22 protein-coding genes and 1 pseudogene are annotated in these 16,369 nt (G+C 57.0%); 13 read left to right on the top strand and 10 right to left on the bottom strand.

The genetic code is table 11. The features are described 5' to 3' along the window. From Q0C48_RS09910 to Q0C48_RS09885, 6 genes are all read right to left on the bottom strand, one after another. Positions 1-900: MFS transporter (locus tag Q0C48_RS09910; RefSeq protein ID WP_291523915.1), on the bottom strand; the 900-nt coding region annotated here is incomplete at its 3' end. 173 nt (positions 901-1,073) lie between these two features. Beyond that, positions 1,074-1,448: a GFA family protein gene (locus Q0C48_RS09905; RefSeq protein WP_291523913.1), complete on the bottom strand. Its 375-nt coding sequence runs from the start codon at positions 1,446-1,448 to the stop codon at positions 1,074-1,076. Between the two features lie 23 nt (positions 1,449-1,471). Beyond that, positions 1,472-1,741 carry a CopG family transcriptional regulator gene (locus Q0C48_RS09900; RefSeq protein WP_291523911.1) on the bottom strand — a complete coding sequence of 90 codons (270 nt, stop codon included), beginning with the start codon at positions 1,739-1,741 and terminating at the stop codon, positions 1,472-1,474. Between the two features lie 226 nt (positions 1,742-1,967). Further along, positions 1,968-2,285 (bottom strand): helix-turn-helix transcriptional regulator, encoded by a 318-nt coding sequence (locus tag Q0C48_RS09895; RefSeq protein WP_291508736.1) that lies wholly within the window; start codon positions 2,283-2,285, stop codon positions 1,968-1,970. Continuing rightward, positions 2,278-2,604 (bottom strand): type II toxin-antitoxin system RelE/ParE family toxin, encoded by a 327-nt coding sequence (locus Q0C48_RS09890; protein WP_291523909.1) that lies wholly within the window; start codon positions 2,602-2,604, stop codon positions 2,278-2,280. Before Q0C48_RS09890 ends, Q0C48_RS09895 begins: the two co-directional genes overlap by 8 nt. A gap of 160 nt (positions 2,605-2,764) precedes the next feature. Then, entirely contained in the window at positions 2,765-3,016 is a 252-nt protein-coding gene (locus Q0C48_RS09885; RefSeq protein ID WP_291523917.1) for a dihydrofolate reductase family protein, read from the bottom strand. Between the two features lie 64 nt (positions 3,017-3,080). Here Q0C48_RS09885 and Q0C48_RS09880 point away from each other — a divergent pair. The 3 genes and pseudogenes from Q0C48_RS09880 to Q0C48_RS09870 all read left to right on the top strand — a co-directional run. After that, positions 3,081-3,224, top strand: a pseudogene (locus Q0C48_RS09880) (tyrosine-type recombinase/integrase); the annotation flags it as partial. A gap of 178 nt (positions 3,225-3,402) precedes the next feature. Next, the gene (locus Q0C48_RS09875; protein WP_291523907.1) at positions 3,403-3,627 is read left to right on the top strand and encodes a hypothetical protein; all 225 of its coding nucleotides are present in this window, start codon (positions 3,403-3,405) and stop codon (positions 3,625-3,627) included. Between the two features lie 62 nt (positions 3,628-3,689). Continuing rightward, the gene (locus Q0C48_RS09870; RefSeq protein ID WP_291523905.1) at positions 3,690-3,956 is read left to right on the top strand and encodes a hypothetical protein; all 267 of its coding nucleotides are present in this window, start codon (positions 3,690-3,692) and stop codon (positions 3,954-3,956) included. Here the strand turns inward: Q0C48_RS09870 and Q0C48_RS09865 are convergent. Further along, entirely contained in the window at positions 3,953-4,876 is a 924-nt protein-coding gene (locus Q0C48_RS09865; protein WP_291523903.1) for a LysR family transcriptional regulator, read from the bottom strand. The two genes, Q0C48_RS09870 and Q0C48_RS09865, sit on opposite strands and share 4 nt — an antisense overlap. 105 nt (positions 4,877-4,981) lie before the next feature. Between Q0C48_RS09865 and Q0C48_RS09860 the strand changes: the two genes are divergently transcribed. From Q0C48_RS09860 to Q0C48_RS09840, 5 genes are all read left to right on the top strand, one after another. Further along, positions 4,982-6,526: a DHA2 family efflux MFS transporter permease subunit gene (locus Q0C48_RS09860; RefSeq protein ID WP_291523901.1), complete on the top strand. Its 1,545-nt coding sequence runs from the start codon at positions 4,982-4,984 to the stop codon at positions 6,524-6,526. After that, entirely contained in the window at positions 6,526-7,959 is a 1,434-nt protein-coding gene (locus Q0C48_RS09855; protein WP_291523899.1) for an efflux transporter outer membrane subunit, read from the top strand. The genes Q0C48_RS09860 and Q0C48_RS09855 overlap by 1 nt, the downstream gene beginning before the upstream one ends. After that, entirely contained in the window at positions 7,956-9,125 is a 1,170-nt protein-coding gene (locus tag Q0C48_RS09850) for an efflux RND transporter periplasmic adaptor subunit (protein WP_291523897.1), read from the top strand. Before Q0C48_RS09855 ends, Q0C48_RS09850 begins: the two co-directional genes overlap by 4 nt. 124 nt (positions 9,126-9,249) lie before the next feature. Beyond that, positions 9,250-9,711, top strand: a complete 462-nt coding sequence (locus Q0C48_RS09845) for a globin domain-containing protein (protein ID WP_291523895.1) — start codon at positions 9,250-9,252, stop codon at positions 9,709-9,711. Between the two features lie 62 nt (positions 9,712-9,773). Continuing rightward, positions 9,774-10,757, top strand: a complete 984-nt coding sequence (locus Q0C48_RS09840; RefSeq protein ID WP_291523893.1) for an FAD-binding oxidoreductase — start codon at positions 9,774-9,776, stop codon at positions 10,755-10,757. An 18-nt stretch (positions 10,758-10,775) separates the two neighbouring features. Here the strand turns inward: Q0C48_RS09840 and Q0C48_RS09835 are convergent, their stop codons facing one another. Further along, positions 10,776-11,021 carry a thioredoxin family protein gene (locus tag Q0C48_RS09835; RefSeq protein WP_014029440.1) on the bottom strand — a complete coding sequence of 82 codons (246 nt, stop codon included), beginning with the start codon at positions 11,019-11,021 and terminating at the stop codon, positions 10,776-10,778. 103 nt (positions 11,022-11,124) lie between these two features. Between Q0C48_RS09835 and Q0C48_RS09830 the strand changes: the two genes are divergently transcribed. Together Q0C48_RS09830 and Q0C48_RS09825 are read left to right on the top strand one after the other, a co-directional pair. Continuing rightward, a complete protein-coding gene (locus tag Q0C48_RS09830; protein ID WP_291523887.1) occupies positions 11,125-11,583 on the top strand; it encodes a hemerythrin domain-containing protein in 459 nt (152 codons plus the stop codon). Continuing rightward, entirely contained in the window at positions 11,580-12,026 is a 447-nt protein-coding gene (locus Q0C48_RS09825) for a glycine cleavage system protein H (protein ID WP_291523885.1), read from the top strand. Before Q0C48_RS09830 ends, Q0C48_RS09825 begins: the two co-directional genes overlap by 4 nt. Positions 12,027-12,074: 48 nt before the next feature. Here the strand turns inward: Q0C48_RS09825 and Q0C48_RS09820 are convergent, their stop codons facing one another. After that, positions 12,075-12,584 (bottom strand): hypothetical protein, encoded by a 510-nt coding sequence (locus Q0C48_RS09820; protein WP_291523883.1) that lies wholly within the window; start codon positions 12,582-12,584, stop codon positions 12,075-12,077. Positions 12,585-12,908: 324 nt separating this feature from the next. On the opposite strand from Q0C48_RS09820, the gene Q0C48_RS09815 reads away from it, so the two are divergent. Next, the gene (locus tag Q0C48_RS09815; protein WP_291523882.1) at positions 12,909-13,301 is read left to right on the top strand and encodes a DUF488 domain-containing protein; all 393 of its coding nucleotides are present in this window, start codon (positions 12,909-12,911) and stop codon (positions 13,299-13,301) included. A 29-nt stretch (positions 13,302-13,330) separates the two neighbouring features. Here Q0C48_RS09815 and Q0C48_RS09810 read toward each other — a convergent pair whose 3' ends face one another. Further along, the gene (locus tag Q0C48_RS09810) at positions 13,331-14,020 is read right to left on the bottom strand and encodes a Crp/Fnr family transcriptional regulator (protein ID WP_291523879.1); all 690 of its coding nucleotides are present in this window, start codon (positions 14,018-14,020) and stop codon (positions 13,331-13,333) included. A 339-nt stretch (positions 14,021-14,359) separates the two neighbouring features. On the opposite strand from Q0C48_RS09810, the gene Q0C48_RS09805 reads away from it, so the two are divergent. Together Q0C48_RS09805 and Q0C48_RS09800 are read left to right on the top strand one after the other, a co-directional pair. Beyond that, the gene (locus Q0C48_RS09805) at positions 14,360-15,523 is read left to right on the top strand and encodes a CmpA/NrtA family ABC transporter substrate-binding protein (RefSeq protein ID WP_291523877.1); all 1,164 of its coding nucleotides are present in this window, start codon (positions 14,360-14,362) and stop codon (positions 15,521-15,523) included. Positions 15,524-15,831: 308 nt separating this feature from the next. Beyond that, on the top strand, positions 15,832-16,369 hold a 538-nt coding region (locus tag Q0C48_RS09800), incomplete at its 3' end, for an MFS transporter (protein WP_291523875.1).

Genomic DNA, 16,369 nt, shown 5'->3' with positions numbered 1-16,369 from the left:
CGCCTTTGAAGAAGGCAATACCAAACACAGCGGAAAAATCGTGCTAATCAGGAAAAAGAATGCCCCGATGGCTGCCGTGATGTTGACCACCAGCACAAGCAGAATGGTCTGCCGGGTATTGAAATGGAACACCTGGCTGGCGTAAATCGCGGCCAGGGTAATCACCGCCTGGATGCCGGCCTGATACAGCACGGTGCAGATCAGAAAGCGTTTCAGGTCGGGCAGGCGTTCGAGATGACTGAGCGTGCGTCGCACCTGAGCCCAGGCGCTGCGCGCTGTGCGCTCGGTTTGCGGCACCGCGCGCTCGCGCAGCAACAACAGCGTGGGCAAACTCACGAGCAGGAAAAGCGTAGCGGTAATCAGCATGGAAACCGGCACAAAGTCCACCGTGCCCTGCCCCTGTGCCTGCGCCCAGTTGATGTAAGCCAAGCTCGCACCCAGCGACATCAGCCCGCCCACATATCCCAGCGCCCACCCCCAGCCCGACACCCGGCCGAGCGCACGCGGACGTGCCAGTTCAGGTAGAAACGCGGCGATCAGGTTTTCGCCGGTGCCGAAAAAAAAGTTGGACAGCACCAGCGCGATAATCGCCAGCCCCAGTGCGCCGGGCGCCGCAAAAACCAGCAGCGCGGTGAAGCCGACGCAGCCCAGCGTAGTGAGCCACAGCAGTTTTTTCTTGCAGGCGTGGGCGTCAGCATAGGCACCGACCAGCGGTGCAGTGAACATCACCAGCGCGTAGGAAGCCGACAAGGCCAGCGTCCAGGCAAAGGTTGCCCAGGGCGCATTGTCGGCGACGACGGAGACAAAATACGCGCTGAACACGGCGGTGATGACCACCGTCGTATAGCCGGAATTGGCGAAGTCGTACATCGCCCATGCCCACACCTCGCGGCGGCGCACACCGGGTTGAAGCAAGACATTCATTTACAAAATGTCACGAAATATGATGTTAAGAAAACCGAGGCCGCAGACATCACGGCGCTGCGGGCGCATTGGTGAAAATGTGGGGGTTTGCTTCCCCCAAGCAGAAGATGGCTAATTCGGGAAGCAGGCGTTCAATAGGACCCAATGAGTTACTTGAGAGAAACAACGTTTTCCTCCCAGTGCCGGCCATCGAACTGAACAATCTCTGGGCTTTCGCGTGCGAGGTCATAGTCATCGAGAACTCTGACGTTAACAGTATAAAGATCAGGCGCAGCCCGAGGTCGGGTAAAGACGTGAATGCCACAGGTCTTGCAGAAGTGATGTTTTGCGAGCTTGGACCCAAACTGATATGTACCAAGGTTGGCCTCACCAGATAACAGGCGGAAGCGATCCGGAGTGACACGGTGATGAAGGATGCCCTTTTTATAGCAGATCGAGCAGTTGCATTCGGTCACACGATCAATGACCGTTTCGATCTCGAAGCGCACGGCACCGCAGTGGCAGCTTCCGATGTAGCGTGGCATCTCCGTAGGCCCTAGCGTGGAGTTCAGCGGAGCGCCGCATCGCGGCGCGTCCGTTGGAACGTAGCGTTAGAAGCAGACTCTTCAAGGCGTTCAGCGAGCCACACCTTAATAATGGATTGCCGGGTAATGCCGAGCTTTCCTGCCTCTCGATCTAATGATTCAATCATCCACGTAGGAAAATCGACATTAACGCGCTTTTGCTCCTGCAACACGCGTTTCGCCTTGGATAACTCCAGAGCAGCAGTAATATCAACACCCTCATCAAACTGTTTATCGAACGTTTTAGCTTTCATATAGTGCTGCCTCCTCTGTTCGTGATCGACGAACAGAAATAAGTCGAATATTTGCCGTTTCCCTAGCCTTCGGCTCTGCGAAAACCTGGCCATAGGACTTCCACTTATGAAGTAACGCGCCATACCCGGCGCACACGAATGATGTAACCGGCCGCCGGACCCGCGTAGTGGCGGAGGGAACCTGCAGGCGCAGCTTGCGGGCAGTCCGGTTACCGATGGATTGGCGTCAAGCAGTCTTCTGCGGCACAAGCTTCACTTGAAGCTCGCACCCCACGGCCTGGGCATACCGCTTGAGGGTTGCGAGCGAGGGCGCATGCTTTCCGGCCGACTCGAGCCTCGAAACCGCACTCTTGGTTGTTCCCATCCGTTCCGCGACGGCGTCTTGCGTCAGGCCCGCACGGGATCGTGCCTTGAGCATTTGGCTGGCAACTTGGTACTCAAGGGCAAGGGCGTCATAGGCTTCGACGAACCCCTTGCGGGTTGCCGCCTTGGCAAGGAATTCCTTGTGGGAATGACGGACGGGTTTAAATTTCAGTTCAGCCATTTGAAACCTCCTTCAGGCGCTTGCGCGCCAACTTAAGTTCTCGATCAGGCGTCTCCTGCGCCTTCTTGATGAAGGCGTGGAGGACGACGGCCCGTTTGCCAACGAGAAAGCAATAGAACGCTCTACCGATGCCGGAACGACCGCGAGGCCGAAGCTCAAACAAGCCATCACCGAAAGCCCGCGAGTGCGGCAGCCTGAGACTCGGCCCATATTCGGCCAGCAGTTCGACCAAACGCGCGTAGTCGGCGAGGACATCTACGGGCCACGACTCAATCTCGTGGAGAACGCGCTCGTGGAAGTACTCGATCTCGAAGGACATGAACGGACGTTAGCAAATACGCGAACACGAAGCAATGTGCGCTGCCTCTGACGCCCAACGTAAAGCAGTCGGCTGGAGCGCATGGTTGGAATGGTGTTAGGGCGCAATTCGCCGGGGTTGGATGTCGTTTGAATCTTGGCCGAGGGCGCGCCATCCATTTTTATTCTTTCTCCGGCTCGTAGGTGGCGATCACCACGCCGGCGGACGATGTGACGCAGTGTGTCAACCGCAGCGCCAGTTTCACTTGTTCTGGGAAAAGCCGACGACCGGTGCCGAGAACCAGTGGGTGGATCATCAGCAAGTATTCGTCAATCACGTCAGCGGACAACAGGGCCTTAATCAATTCCCCACTGCCCATGATTCCCAGCACACCATTCGTTTGATCCTTGAGTATCCGCACGACCTCCGGGATATCGCCGCGTAGCAGCGTCGAATTTGGCCACGGCAGAGGGTCCGTGAGAGGTCCACCATATCACCTGCTGGAGTCGGGTCAGGACATTCGCACGGTGCAGGAATTGCTGGGGCATTCCGATGTGAGTACCACCATGATCTATACCCATGTCCTGAATAGCGGGCCGAGCGGCGTGATCAGCCCCCTGGACCGCCTGCCGCAGCTTTGATGGGACAGGGTTTTCCCACTCCCCCGATAACCTCTGTCCAGCAGCGTCGCTGGTGATATGGCATGGGGTGGATTTCAATGCGGTTCACCCATGGTAACCCCGACCACCATCGCACTTGCCATGAGCCCCTTCAGCGTGTACTGTACTTTTATACAGTAACCACCGAAGGAGGCATCACATGGCACCCCATCATTTTGCATCGCAGTTCCGGCCCAAGACGGCGGGCATTCTGGTCTTTGGCACGCTGATTGGCCTCTGGCTGGGACATCAGGAAAAAGGTTATCAGCCCGGCCCGACGTCCTCTATGGAGTCTGTGGTACTTCAGCAGACTCAGCAAACGGCTACCTTCCAGCGCACCGCACAAGACCAACCCGCCACGGAGCCTTTTATGGTGCGGCCGTGATAAACTGCGCCGGACAAAAATGGCTTTAGGGCCGATCACACACGGCAAATTAGGGAGTTACTTTGGAACTGGATCACAAGGCCCGCGAGGCCATAGAAGACATCATCAATCGCCGGGAGGGCATCAACTCCATACAGGCGCAACTGAAGGAGGACATCAAGGCGATAGCCGAGTACCTTGCGGTAAAACCCGCGCAGGTGGCCCGGATCATCAGCCTGGTGGAGCGGGAGCGTGCCAAGGGGGATGTACTGGAGGCCGAGCGTGGGGTGATTGACGCGGCGGAGTCCATGGTCCCCGTAACGGCGTCGGCGGAAGCGCAGGATGCTTAACGCAGCGATGCGGCTGCGGTGTCTGACGCATGCACTGCATCCGCATCCAGAAATTGCAGAAATGCCTGGATGGTATGGGACTGGTAAATGGGCTGCGGTCTGGCCATATACAGTGTCCATTGAATGCCGTGCGGTGACGGTAAGCGGCGTACGTGGACGCGCCAGTCTTTTCGGCAGCGCAAGGCTGCGGCAGTCACAAACCCGATGCCTAGCCCGGCGTCTACGGCGGCACCTACCGCCTCGACACCGGTCACTTCGATGGATTGTTTGGGCGTCAAGTGTGCGTCATGAAACACCCGCTCCACAGAGCGGCGAATACCCGAGGCGCGTTCCCGCCAGATCATGGGGTAGGACATGAGGCTTTCCAGGGTGAGGTCATCTTGCGCCAGCAGCGCGTGGCCCTCCGGGAAAATCGTCATGATTTCATCGTGTAACCATGGCGTTACCGTATAGTAGGAAGGCAACCCTTCCAGATCCAGCCCGCCTTCCAGAAAGAACAAATCCCAGTCGGACAACGAGATGTCCGACCAGTCGATGATGCCACCGCGCAGTTGGAGTTCCACATCGGGGAACTGGCGCTGAAAGGCCACCAGACGTTGCGGCAAAAAATAATTGGCCACCGTATTGGTCGCGGCAATGCGCAGCACGCCGTTTTGCAGGCGCTGCCGACGCAACACGATGTCGTCAAATTCGTCGACCACATCGCGCAGCCGCTGCGCGGTGGAGAGCAATGCCTCCCCGGCCGGCGTGAGGCGAATACCGCGGCCGCTGCGCATGGTAAGTGGTTCCCCCACTTGCTGGGTGAGTTTCTGTAAACGTTCCGTCACCGCCGGCTGACTGCGGTGCAGCACCCTGGCCGCCGCGCTGATACCCCCGGACCGGGCTACCGTTAGAAAAGTCAGCAAAAGCTCGGTGTCCATATATCGCTATCCCCTATAGGTTAGTTATAAATTTCCAATTTGACCTATATATTCACGGGCCGCATTATCGCTACGTCTTCCGAAAAATAGCAAACGCAACCGCCCGTGACGTCTTCCCTCCGTATTGCCGCCCCGATACCAGCGCTCAGCGCGTCTATGGTGGCACTCCTCAACCTGGTGATCGGGCTGGGTCACTTCCTTGTACTCTTCAACACCGGGGCCTATCTACCCATGATCCCCCACGTTGCCGGGAGTCTGGGCGTCAACCCCGCCTATGCAGACTGGACCCAGGCGAATTTTTTCCTGGCTATGGCGCTGGCCTTTCCCACCGCGACATGGTTTTTGCACCGCTGGGGGGAGATGCGCAGCCTGCTCGGCGCCTTTCTCACCTTTGCCCTGGCTTCCTCCGTATGCGCCCAGACCTCCAATTACGATTGGTTTTTGGCCGCGCGCGTCGTCCAGGGTTATGCGGGCGGACTGACTATTCCCATCTCTCTTGGCGTCATCCTGCGTCACTACACCCCACAACGGCGCAATATTGGCCTGAGTCTGTGGGGCATCGCCGCCATTACACCGTTCACCTTAGGGCCGACCATCGGCGGCTGGATCACCGACACCCTGGGTTGGCGTTGGCTTTTTTACCTCAACATACCCATTGCCGTCGCAGTCGCCTTGATCAGTGCGATACTTCTAATCGGGCGCGAAGCGGAACACCGCCATCCACCATTAGACTGGCCTGGTCTGATTTTCCTGCTGATCGCCTTGGCGGCGCTGGAGTCTGCGCTCAACTCCGGAGAAATCATCAGTTGGTGGCGTTCCAATACCATCATTTTTCTGACGACTATCGGCGCTGCCGCGCTTGTTTTCTTCGCACTCTGGGAATGGCACAGCACCCATCCCCTGCTGGAACTGCGTTTTCTGCGACGCCGTAATTTTCTGATTGGAGCGATAGGGCTATTTTTCACTGCGCTCTTTTTTCAGGGCGCTATGGCCATCTATATTGTGGAATTTCAGTTGACCATGGGATATTCCGCCTGGATGGTTGGCCTCCTATTGTTGCCCATGGCTATTTTCTCAAAACTCAGTGCCACGCTCACGCAGCATTTTTTGAATCACATTGATGCGCGCATACTCGGGATGATTGCCTTGCTGGGGTTTTCGGCAGGCAGTTTCTGGGTTTCTTCCTACAATCGGACGGCTTCTTTTGATGAATTGCTCTGGCCACAAATACTCGTGGGCATGTTTCTGGGCGGTCTATTCCCGCCGTTAATCGCCATTGCGCTTTCCGGGTTGCGCGGAGCTGCCGAAATGCGTGGTACGGCCTTTTTAAACCTGCTGCGGGTATGTGGACAGGCCATGGGTATTCCTATTATGGCCACCTTATGGGGCAGACGCCTTATTTTCCACGAGCATTTTCTCACCGAAGACAATGCGACGGGAAAGCATGGGATCAGCACATCAGTGGGGCATGAGACGTTGGCCAACCACATAGCGCATCAGGCCGCATTGCTGACTTTTAATGAAATATTCTACATCGCCGCATGGGGATTTCTGATCGTGGCCGGTCTGTTATTGTTAGCCAAACGGGTGGTTTTCGCCGAGCCGGATGTCCGGGTGCGCCGGGCGCTGGAAGAACTGGCGGAGCCCTGATGAAACGCAGCATCGCCCTTATCCTACTGCTGTTGCTGCTCGGCGCCTGCGCGCGTCTGCCGCCGCATCTCCCCGGCGGCAAAACGGCGCATGATACCCAAATCAGTGGGATACTGGCCCAGTTTAACGGCCACGCCGGGTTAACTCCGGGTGCTTGGCCCGCGTCAAACTGGTGGGCATCGGCACAGCTACCCGCCCTGAATAACTTAATCAGCGAAGCGCTGCGAAACAATCCGTCGCTACAGGTCGCCAGTGCGCGCGTTCTGGAAGCCAAAGCGGCGGCGGCAAACCAGCATGCCGCCCTCCTCCCGCACTTTTCCGCAGGGGCGTCGGTGACTCAGGAGTACTTTTCCCGGCAAGGCTTGCACGCCCCCTTGAACGGCAAAACCATCACCTATGGTGCTCTCAATCCTTTGGAAATGCGCTATCACCTGGATTTGTGGGGACGTGACAGCGATCGCTTTCGTGCCGCCCTGGGGGAAGTACGCGTACACCAGGCGGATTACGCCGAGGCAAAATTATTGCTTTCCACTCAGTTGGCATGGCACTACTTTTTGCTGGCGGGTGATGTACAACGTCTCCGGCAGGTGGATCGCGCGGAAGTCCTGCACACGTCCTTACTCCATCTGGAACAACAGCGCTGGCACGACGGCCTGAGCGATGCCCGTACCGTTTATCTTCAGGAAGAGGCACGCGCAGGGGCACGCCAGTCGGTAGCCGACATGCAGGCAGCCGTTGCTCAACAGCGCTACATATTGGCGGCACTGGCCGGACACGGACCCGATTGGGGGCGGGATATTCCGGCAGAGCCGCTGCCCACGTTATCCACGATCACCATGCCCCGGAATTTGCCCCTACGCCTCATTGCGCACCGTCCGGATATAGTCGCTGCGCGCTGGGAAACAGAAGTCGCGGCGCAACAGGTGGGCGCGGCACGCGCGGCCTTTTATCCCGATGTGAATATCGCCTTGTTTGCGGGATGGAACAGCATTCACCTGGGAGATTTGTTCAGCCCTGGAAATCTCGCACATGCCCTTGGCCCGGTCATATCCCTGCCCATTTTCGAAGGGGGGAGATTACGCGCCCAACTGAAGGAGAAAAATGCATTATATATAGCCACGGAAGACCATTATCGCGCCACCATCCTCGACGCAGTGCGCGAGATTGCCGGTCGTCTGGCCACCTGGCGGCAGATACGCAAAAAACTCCGGGCACAACGGCAGATGATTTTCGCCGCCGAGCATACCACGGCGCTGGCTGAATCTGCCTTTCATTCTGGAATTACGGATAAAGCAGAAGCCTATAGCGCGCAGATTCAGGAAACGGAAATAAAAAATCAACTGCTGGCCTTAAAGATGCAAAATGCGCAATCCTGGGTATTGCTGAATTCAGCGCTGGGTGGCAGATATAGCTCGTTGAAAAATCCCACATGAGCGTGCAAAAGCCCGAATACTCGAGTTCTCCCATCCAATCGGAAAAACGCACCCGGATGCTGGTGCTCGTTACCCTCATTTTTGTACTTGCCGGATTGATCTGGGCCGCGTGGTGGTTTTTGCGGGGGCAGTACCGGATAGAAACCAACGATGCCTACGTCGCGGGCAATATTACGCCGGTGAATAGCCAAACGGCCGGTACCATCAGTAGGGTACTAGTAGAAAATACCGAATTCGTCAACGCCGGACAGGTAATGGCTACCCTTCAGGCCAATCATTCCCAGCTCGCACTGCAACAGGCAGGGGCGCATCTGGCAGCGACGGTCAGGCAGGTACGCAGAGATTTCGCCAAGGTCACCGCACTGCAACAGAGCGTCACTGCCAAAAACGCCGAACTCCACAAATTAAGCAGCGATTTAATCCGCTATAAACAATCTCTGCCGAGTGGCGCTGTTTCCGCCATCCGCATTGAAGACACGCAAAACGAAATTGCTGCTGCGACAGCACAAGTAGCAGCGGCCCAAGCGGCGCTAAAAGGCACGCAAGCCATCATAGCGGGCACCACCCTGCAAACGAATCCCCTCGTGCGCCAGGCCGCGGCGCAGTTCGAACAGGCCGATATTCAATGGCAACGCCGAGTTATCCGTGCACCGGTATCGGGTTATGTCGCGGAGCGCGCCGCCTACCCCGGACTGATGGTGCACCCCGGTCAGCGCCTATTTTCCGTGGTGCCCCTCAATGATTTGTGGGTCGTAGCCAACGTCAGAGAAACCGCCATGCGGCATGTCCGCCCCGGACAACGCGTTCAATTGACCAGTTATTACTATGGCGGCGATGTCCATTATCACGGTAAAGTTCTGGGGCTGTTGCCGGGTGCCGGTAGTGCCTTCAGCATCCTGCCGCCGGAGAATGCCACCGGAAATTACATCCATATCGTCGAACGGGTGCCGGTACGTATCGCATTACCCGCCGCAGAACTCGCCAGGCATCCACTGCGGCCCGGACTCTCCATGGTTGCAGAGATTCACTGGACGCGCTCACAAAAGCATTCTGTGCTCAAAGCTCTCACTACCACACCGGTACGAGGATACCAAACTGCTATATACAATGGGGAGTTACGGCATGCCCAGCAACGCGCCGCCGCCATTATCCGCGATAACGCGTAAGCCGGCGTGACTTAGCCAAACTTGACCGAAATCAAGGAATGCACACAGGCAACCGGCTAAGCTGCAAAACGTACGGCGTTTTACTGAAGTAAATCCACGGTTCAACCACAAGGAGCAACAACAGATGGCGATCAATATCCAACTCATCCAATCCAGCGGCGCGGCAGTTAAGGACTTAGGCGTTCAGGTTGCCGAATATTTTTATAACCATATGTTCACCCATTTCCCTGAAGTGCGGAAAATGTTTCCAGGGGATATGACGGAGCAGCGGGTACGCCTTTTCAATTCCGTTATTCTGATCGCCACCAATATCAACACCATGGAAGTGCTGGTCCCCTATCTGAGGGAACTCGGTATCGGGCACATTAAATACGATACCCGCCCGGAACATTACCCCATTGTCGGCAAAAGCCTGCTCAATACCCTGAAGCACTTCCTGGGTGCGGCCTGGACGCAGGAAATGGCAGAATCCTGGATTGAGGCATACAACCTGGCCTCCACCGTTTGCATCGAGGCAGCCTACGAGGCCATGGCCCCTTCCCGCTTCGTCCCAGTGACCATCGACGACGTACCTCCCGCCGTCTGATAGACCCTTGCCATTGGCGTACCGGTTGCTCAGGTACGCCATTATTTTGAGGTATATCCGTTATGGAATATGAAATTTGTCTGGAGCCATCCGGCATCCACTTTATGGCGGATGAGCGCCAAAATATTGTCGAAGCGGCGAAACAACACGGAATTCCCATCAAACATGGTTGTGCCAGTGGTTCCTGCGGTGATTGCAAAGGCACCATTTTGTCCGGCGCCAGCGAACAGGGGCCTTTTATGCCCCTGCTGCTCCTATCCACGGAACGTGCCGCTGGCATGGCCATTCTCTGTAAACTGTATCCACGTAGTGACCTGCGTTTGCGTGCCGAGGTGGTTCCGAAGGACACCTGGACGGCCGAGATTACCCGACTCACACCACTGGCCTGGAATGTACTGGAGTTACGGCTGCGGCCAGAACGGCCTTATCCCTACCGGACCGGACAATATGCCCGCGTAGCGGTGCCGGGGCGCCCAGATCAGTGGCGCTCTTATTCCATGGCGACGCCACCGGATTCCACCGGAGAACTGGTTTTTCATATCCGTGAATTACCTGGCGGCGTATTTAGCCAATGGCTTTTTCATGCCGCGCAAACGGGTGATGCATTAACCCTGGGCGCTGCACAGGGCCAATTCACACTATGCCCGGATAATGACCGTGATATGCTCTGTATTGCCGCCGGAACCGGTCTGGCCCCCATTGAGGCGATTATTCAGGAAAGTATCGATTTGGGGCGGACCCGGCCTATCCATCTTTTTTACGGGGCCAGAAAACAGGCCGATCTTTATCATCTGGAAGAACTGGCCAGATGGTCACAACAATATCCGCATATCACCATCACATCGACACTTTCCGATATGCATGACACCTCCTGGGCCGGCGCCCACCGTCTCTTGCCCACGGTTGCCGCCAACGGCCACTGGAAGGATCATGAAGTGTATCTCTGCGGTAGCCCCGGCATGATAGAAGCCGCCATCGACCTGCTGCTCTCCCATGAAGTGCAGCATGACCATATTCACTTCGATGCTTTTGCGCCTAATGGATAGTGTTCTACGATACCGCGTTTATGATGCGCCGAGCATCTTCAGCACTTCCCCCAAAGGCTGCGCACCTACTGTCTTTAGGGCGCCATCCACCACGATGGCCGGAACGGTCTTAATGCGCAGGTTACTGACTATTTCGCGCCCTTCACGATCAGCAACATCCAGCACTTCCAGCTCCATAGGCACTTTCTGGGAAGCTTCTTTCCAAACTTTTTCTGCTTGGGGACAAACAGGACACCACTTTGAAACCAGTATTTGTACTTTCATATTTCACCTTATCAACAATACCAGTCTAATATTATGGATACACGTTCAGATACTAGCATAGCTCACGCCGCCCAACATCATTTCTCACACGATGGAGAACGTTATGGCCGATATAGACCAGATTATGGAACACGATCATGAACGCCTGGATCAACTATTGGGACAGAGCGCACACGCTGTTTCGACTGGGGCATGGCGGGAGGCTGCCCATTTACTAGAGGTATTCCGTCACGGGATTGTTGATGGCCATATGGTGGTGGAAGAAAGCACGCTTTTCCCAGCCTTCGAGCGTAAAGAGGGTGGTGACGATCATCCACTGACAGCATTGCTACGTAAGGGCCATCAGGATTTGCGGATATTTTTTGAGGAGATGGCTGAAGCCATCCAGGATCAGGATGCGGAAACCTTCGATGATCTGCTGAGCACGGTGCAATCCATTCTCAAACAACACGATGCCAAGGAAGAGATGGAACTCTATCCCTATCTCGCAGCCGCCTTACCGGATCGTGGTGAAGCAGCGGGCAAACGCATTCTGGCCTGTGAAGCGGAGACACCATCATGAGTGAATATCACGGCTGTGAATTGCCTGAGGATCTGTTTTACGATCTCGACTATGTATGGGTGCGCCCAGAAGATGACGGCACACTGACTATTGGGGTCACGGATCCCGCCCAAACCATGTCGGGGCGTTTACAAAAGGCCAGAATTAAAAAAATCGGCACCCATCTGGATGCAGGACGGCATGTGGCCACACTGGAAAGTGGTAAATGGGCAGGCGGCGTACCAGTGCCATTTGCAGGTGAAGTCATAGCACGGAATGAAGCGCTGCTGGAGGACCCGCACCTGATTAATGTTGCTCCCTATAGCGACGCCTGGATCGCCCGGATAAAACCCGATGATCCGCAACATGCATTGGATAATGTCAAAACCGGACCCGACGCTATTGAAGCGTTGGAAGCCTGGATCAAGCGTTACGGTGTGCAGTGTATGCGCTGCTCTGACTGATCTGTTTGGGAACGGCGATAATAATGCAGGATTCCGTTACCACATGCGTCATGACGGTACTCCTTTGTCAGGCCCGCGACGCCGCCAATGGTCATGGATGCTGAAAGTCAGGTGCAGCAACCACAAAACCAGCAAGATAACAGCCAACACACGGTGCCATGGAAGGTATCCACCATGTCTCTGCCACAGCAGAATACCGATAACCACCGTGATGCTGGCAAAAATCAGGAAAAGGCCTTGCACTGGAGCATCGAGCCCCTCGCGAAATGAGGCCGAAAAGCCTATCTCTCCACGGATCTGTCGTCCCAATTGATGCCGAGTTTCTGTCGAGAATAAAAACATACGCGCCATGACCTTGTTTCCCTGCGGAGTCGCAAGCAACCAACCCCACTCCCCCACGATGAGGACGCCAGCCACCAAACCATCCGCGACATGAAAAGAAAATATCCAGTGCATCCCCGCACCCAGCAAAAAGCCCGATAGTATCTGCATGGTTACCGTCAGCACGGCACCCAGGAGGATGAATAATGCCCAGCGCGGGCGGCGGATCGTGGTCATACGATTATTTTGTCCTCCGTCACACCATCGCCGCACCCATCTCTGCGCATTTGCCATTGTCCAGCAATCCCTCGGCGGCGGCGGTATATTTCTCCATTTTCCAATGCCACATAGACTCGATTCATGCCCACAAAGGGTCCCAGAGATAGCATCACGACTTTACCTTCCTCTTCAACGGCTGCAGAGTCATAGTAATTTTGACTGCTATACTCAACAACTCCTTAACCCAGGTCAAGAAATCCCAGCCACTATACTGGGTTAATTTATTTTCCCTATTGCTGCTCCGTCTGCAAAAAGACGGCAGCCTGATGCGTAATGACTAAAATGACTTTAGACCGCTCTCAGCACATTGAAATCACGACTTGGCGCGTATATGCGCGTCCCCTGCCCATAGGTTACCACGTACTGGCTGAGCGCCTCTGGCCTCGTGGCGTGCGCAAGGCCGACCTCTCGCTGGATGCCTGGCCCAAAGACCTCACCCCCAGCACCGCCCTGCGCCAGTGGTTCGCCCACGATCCTGAGCGCTGGGACGAATTCCGCCGCCGCTACCTGGCGGAGCTGGCGACGCAAAAAGAAAACGCTCTGACGCTGCTGGCCGAAGCCGCCGGGGCACCTATTATCCTGCTCTATGCTGCCCACGACCAAGAGCACAACGGTGCGTTGGTGCTCTGCGATTTTCTGCAGACATTGGCGGAACCAACCCCCGACGCGCCCTGAATGGTCGCAGGACATCAAGGCACATCACCTCAATGCCCTTCGGCCCAGCGCCGCAGAGCGAGCGGGTCAGGGATGGCAATGATCCGGCGCTCCACTTCTATGAGTCCGGCCTTGCGTATGCGGGTCAGCACCCGGGACAGTGTCTCAGGCGTTAACCCCAGACGCGCCGCCACCACCGCTTTCTTGGCGGGGAGTTCGATGGCCGTGGGGCCATTTACCATCGGGCACAGCTCCAGCAGATAACTCACCAGCCGCTGCTCCGCCGACTCCACACTCAGATGACGCAGTTCCTTGACCAAAAAATGCAGGCGCATACTGAGGCGCGCCAGCATCTGGCGCATCAACAATGGCCGTTGCTCCAGGCTCTCGACGAAGAGGTCCAGTGGAATCTCCAGCACCGTGGTCGCCGCATCGGCCTGCGCCGTCACCGGATAGCGGCCGCCGAGAAAGGCCACAGCCTCGGCGAAAAGATCATCGGGCTGGATGATTTCGACAATTTTCTCCTGCCCGGTCGCCGCCGCCGCAATCAGATCAATTCGCCCCGATGCCAGGAAATAGAAGGATCGGGCCGACGATCCCTCGGCAAAGAGGATATCTCCTGACTCCAGAGTCAGCGGCCGGGACTGCGCCAGTAGCGGCGCGATGACGTCCTCGGGCCAGGCGGCGAAGAGCGGAGTTTGCCGCAGGCGGGGGAGCAACACCTCCTTGTTATTCTCCATGGGAAGCACTTTCTCCAGAATATGGGACGGGCAGGAAGATCAGCATCTCTTGCCACTTGCTCGCCGTCAACCACCTTGGCCGGCGTAAGGAACTATGTGGATGAAATGTCCCGCTTGCGGCGCGGCGGAGGTCATCCAGGACAGGTGCGTACGGTCAGATGGCTGTATGGCGTTTTGCCATCCATCATGGATAGAAAAGACCAAACAAGCGAAGCAACGAGTGAAACGATTGGCGTGTTTCTTGCTGTAGTTAAAACATTCTGGACAACGACGTCCTCGCTACCTGATTCTGGGCTGCGAGGATTTTTTGTAGGTGCCGCTTATTTTGGAGAAATTGTCATGGCGCGTGAACACTCTCTCAGCGTTGGCTACGTAGCTCTGGTCGATAGCGCGCCGCTGATTGTGGCCCGCGAGGGCGGCTTCTTTGCCGAACAGGGTCTACAGGTGGTCTTGCAGCGGGAACCGTCCTGGGCGAGTTTGCGCGATCATCTGCTTTTCGGTGATCTGCTGGCAGCGCATGCCCTGGCGCCGCTGCCGCTGGCAGCAACACTGGGCATCGCCTCACCGCGGGTACCGGTGATGACAGCGCTGACACTGTCCTTGAACGGCAATGCGATCACCGTGAGCACCACGCTGCACCAGCGTTTGTCAGATGCAGGCCTGACGGGCGGTGACCAGCCCCTCCTGGCGGGTCTGGCTTTGCAGCAGGTCATTCAGGCCAAACCCGCCGCCAAGCTGCGCTTTGCGGTGGTGTCACCGGTATCTAACCATCATTATCAACTGCGCCACTGGCTACAGGCGGCGGGCATTGATCCGGCAACACAGGTGCAGATCAGCGTGGTGCCACCGCGTTATATGGTAGAGGCGCTGCGCGCCGGCGAGATTGACGGATATTGTGTTGGTGAACCGTGGGGGAGCCTGGCTGCGGTCGAAGGGGTCGGGATGCCTATTGTCAGCAGTTACGCGCTCTGGAACAACATAATGGAGAAGGTGCTGGCAGTGCGCGAGGACTGGGCTTTGGCGCAGCCCGAGGTACACCAGGCCCTGATTCGCGCGGTACTGGCGGCAGGGCGCTGGCTGGATGACCCACAACACCGGCTGGAGGCGGCACCTTGGGTGGCGGCGGCCATTGATGTGCCTGCAGAAGTCGTCGCACTGGCACTGACCGGCTCGGTGCCGGGCTTGCCGCAGCGGGAGGATTTCCATGTGTTTACGCGCTATTCAGCGAATTTTCCCTGGCATTCCCATGCGCATTGGCTGGTGCGGCAGATGCAGGCGGCGGGTCAATGGCCGGAGGGTGCGGATGCCCCAACGCTCATTCCGAGGGTGTATCGCAGCGCCGAATACCGGCAGGCGGCCTATGCCCTGCAGATTCCTGTGCCGAAAGAGGATTTCGTGGCCTGGGGTGGGGAAGCACAGCCCTGGTTGCTGGCGGATGATCAGGGGGGCACGATCCGCATGGGTACCAGCCGCATTTTTGACGGGAGCAGCGTGCTGCCGTAAAGCCGCTTGCACCATGATGATGCGAAATTCTGGTGCATCTGCACCGGTATTGCGCATCGCCCGCGCTACCCGGAGGGGTTTCGCGCCCCCGCATTCCTGTGATTTTTCGGCAGAATGTCCTGTGAATACGCCGCGCGGCGGCACAGCGCCAGCACGTTCGGTCGCACAACGCAGATAATGGCACGATAACTGCTTAAAGACTCACGAGCACTGTTCACCGACGGACAGCGTTTTGGAACGAAGGCGTTCCTGGCCCACCAGCCAGGAGCGCCTTTTTTCATGTCCAGCACTCTGCCTTTAAGGAGGCCATGATGAAAGAATTTTTGACGCTGCTGCGCACCGGCAACTGGCGGGCACTGGTTGCCAGCTTTCTCTATTTCGATACCGGTTTCACAGTCTGGCTGCTCTACGGACCCCTCGCGCCGTACATGGTCAAAACCATGGGATTGACGTCAGCGGACCAGGGTTTTCTGGTAGCCGTGCCGGTGCTGGCGGCGGCAATTTTACGGGTCGGTATGGGCAATCTCTATCAGACCATGGACGGCCGTTGGCTGGCGCTCGCTGGCATTGCCCTCTCCGCCATTCCCCCACTTTTCCTGCTCTTTTATGCGGAGGCGCCCAGCTTTCCCCTGCTGATTGTCCTCGGCATTCTGCTCGGTGTGGGGGGTGCGAGTTTTGCGGTGGCCCTGCCCATGGCGGGGAGCAATTATTCCGCCAGGGTACAGGGGACGGTCCTGGGGATCGCGGCGGCTGGTAACATCGGTGCGGTGCTGGATGGCTTTCTGTTTCCGCCACTGGCTGCCCAGTTCGGCTGGGGCCACGCCACAGCCGCCGCCCTGCCCCTGC

The organism is Acidithiobacillus sp., assembly GCF_023255755.1.
Classification (GTDB): domain Bacteria; phylum Pseudomonadota; class Gammaproteobacteria; order Acidithiobacillales; family Acidithiobacillaceae; genus Acidithiobacillus.
This window is presented reverse-complemented; position numbering and strand designations above follow the sequence as displayed.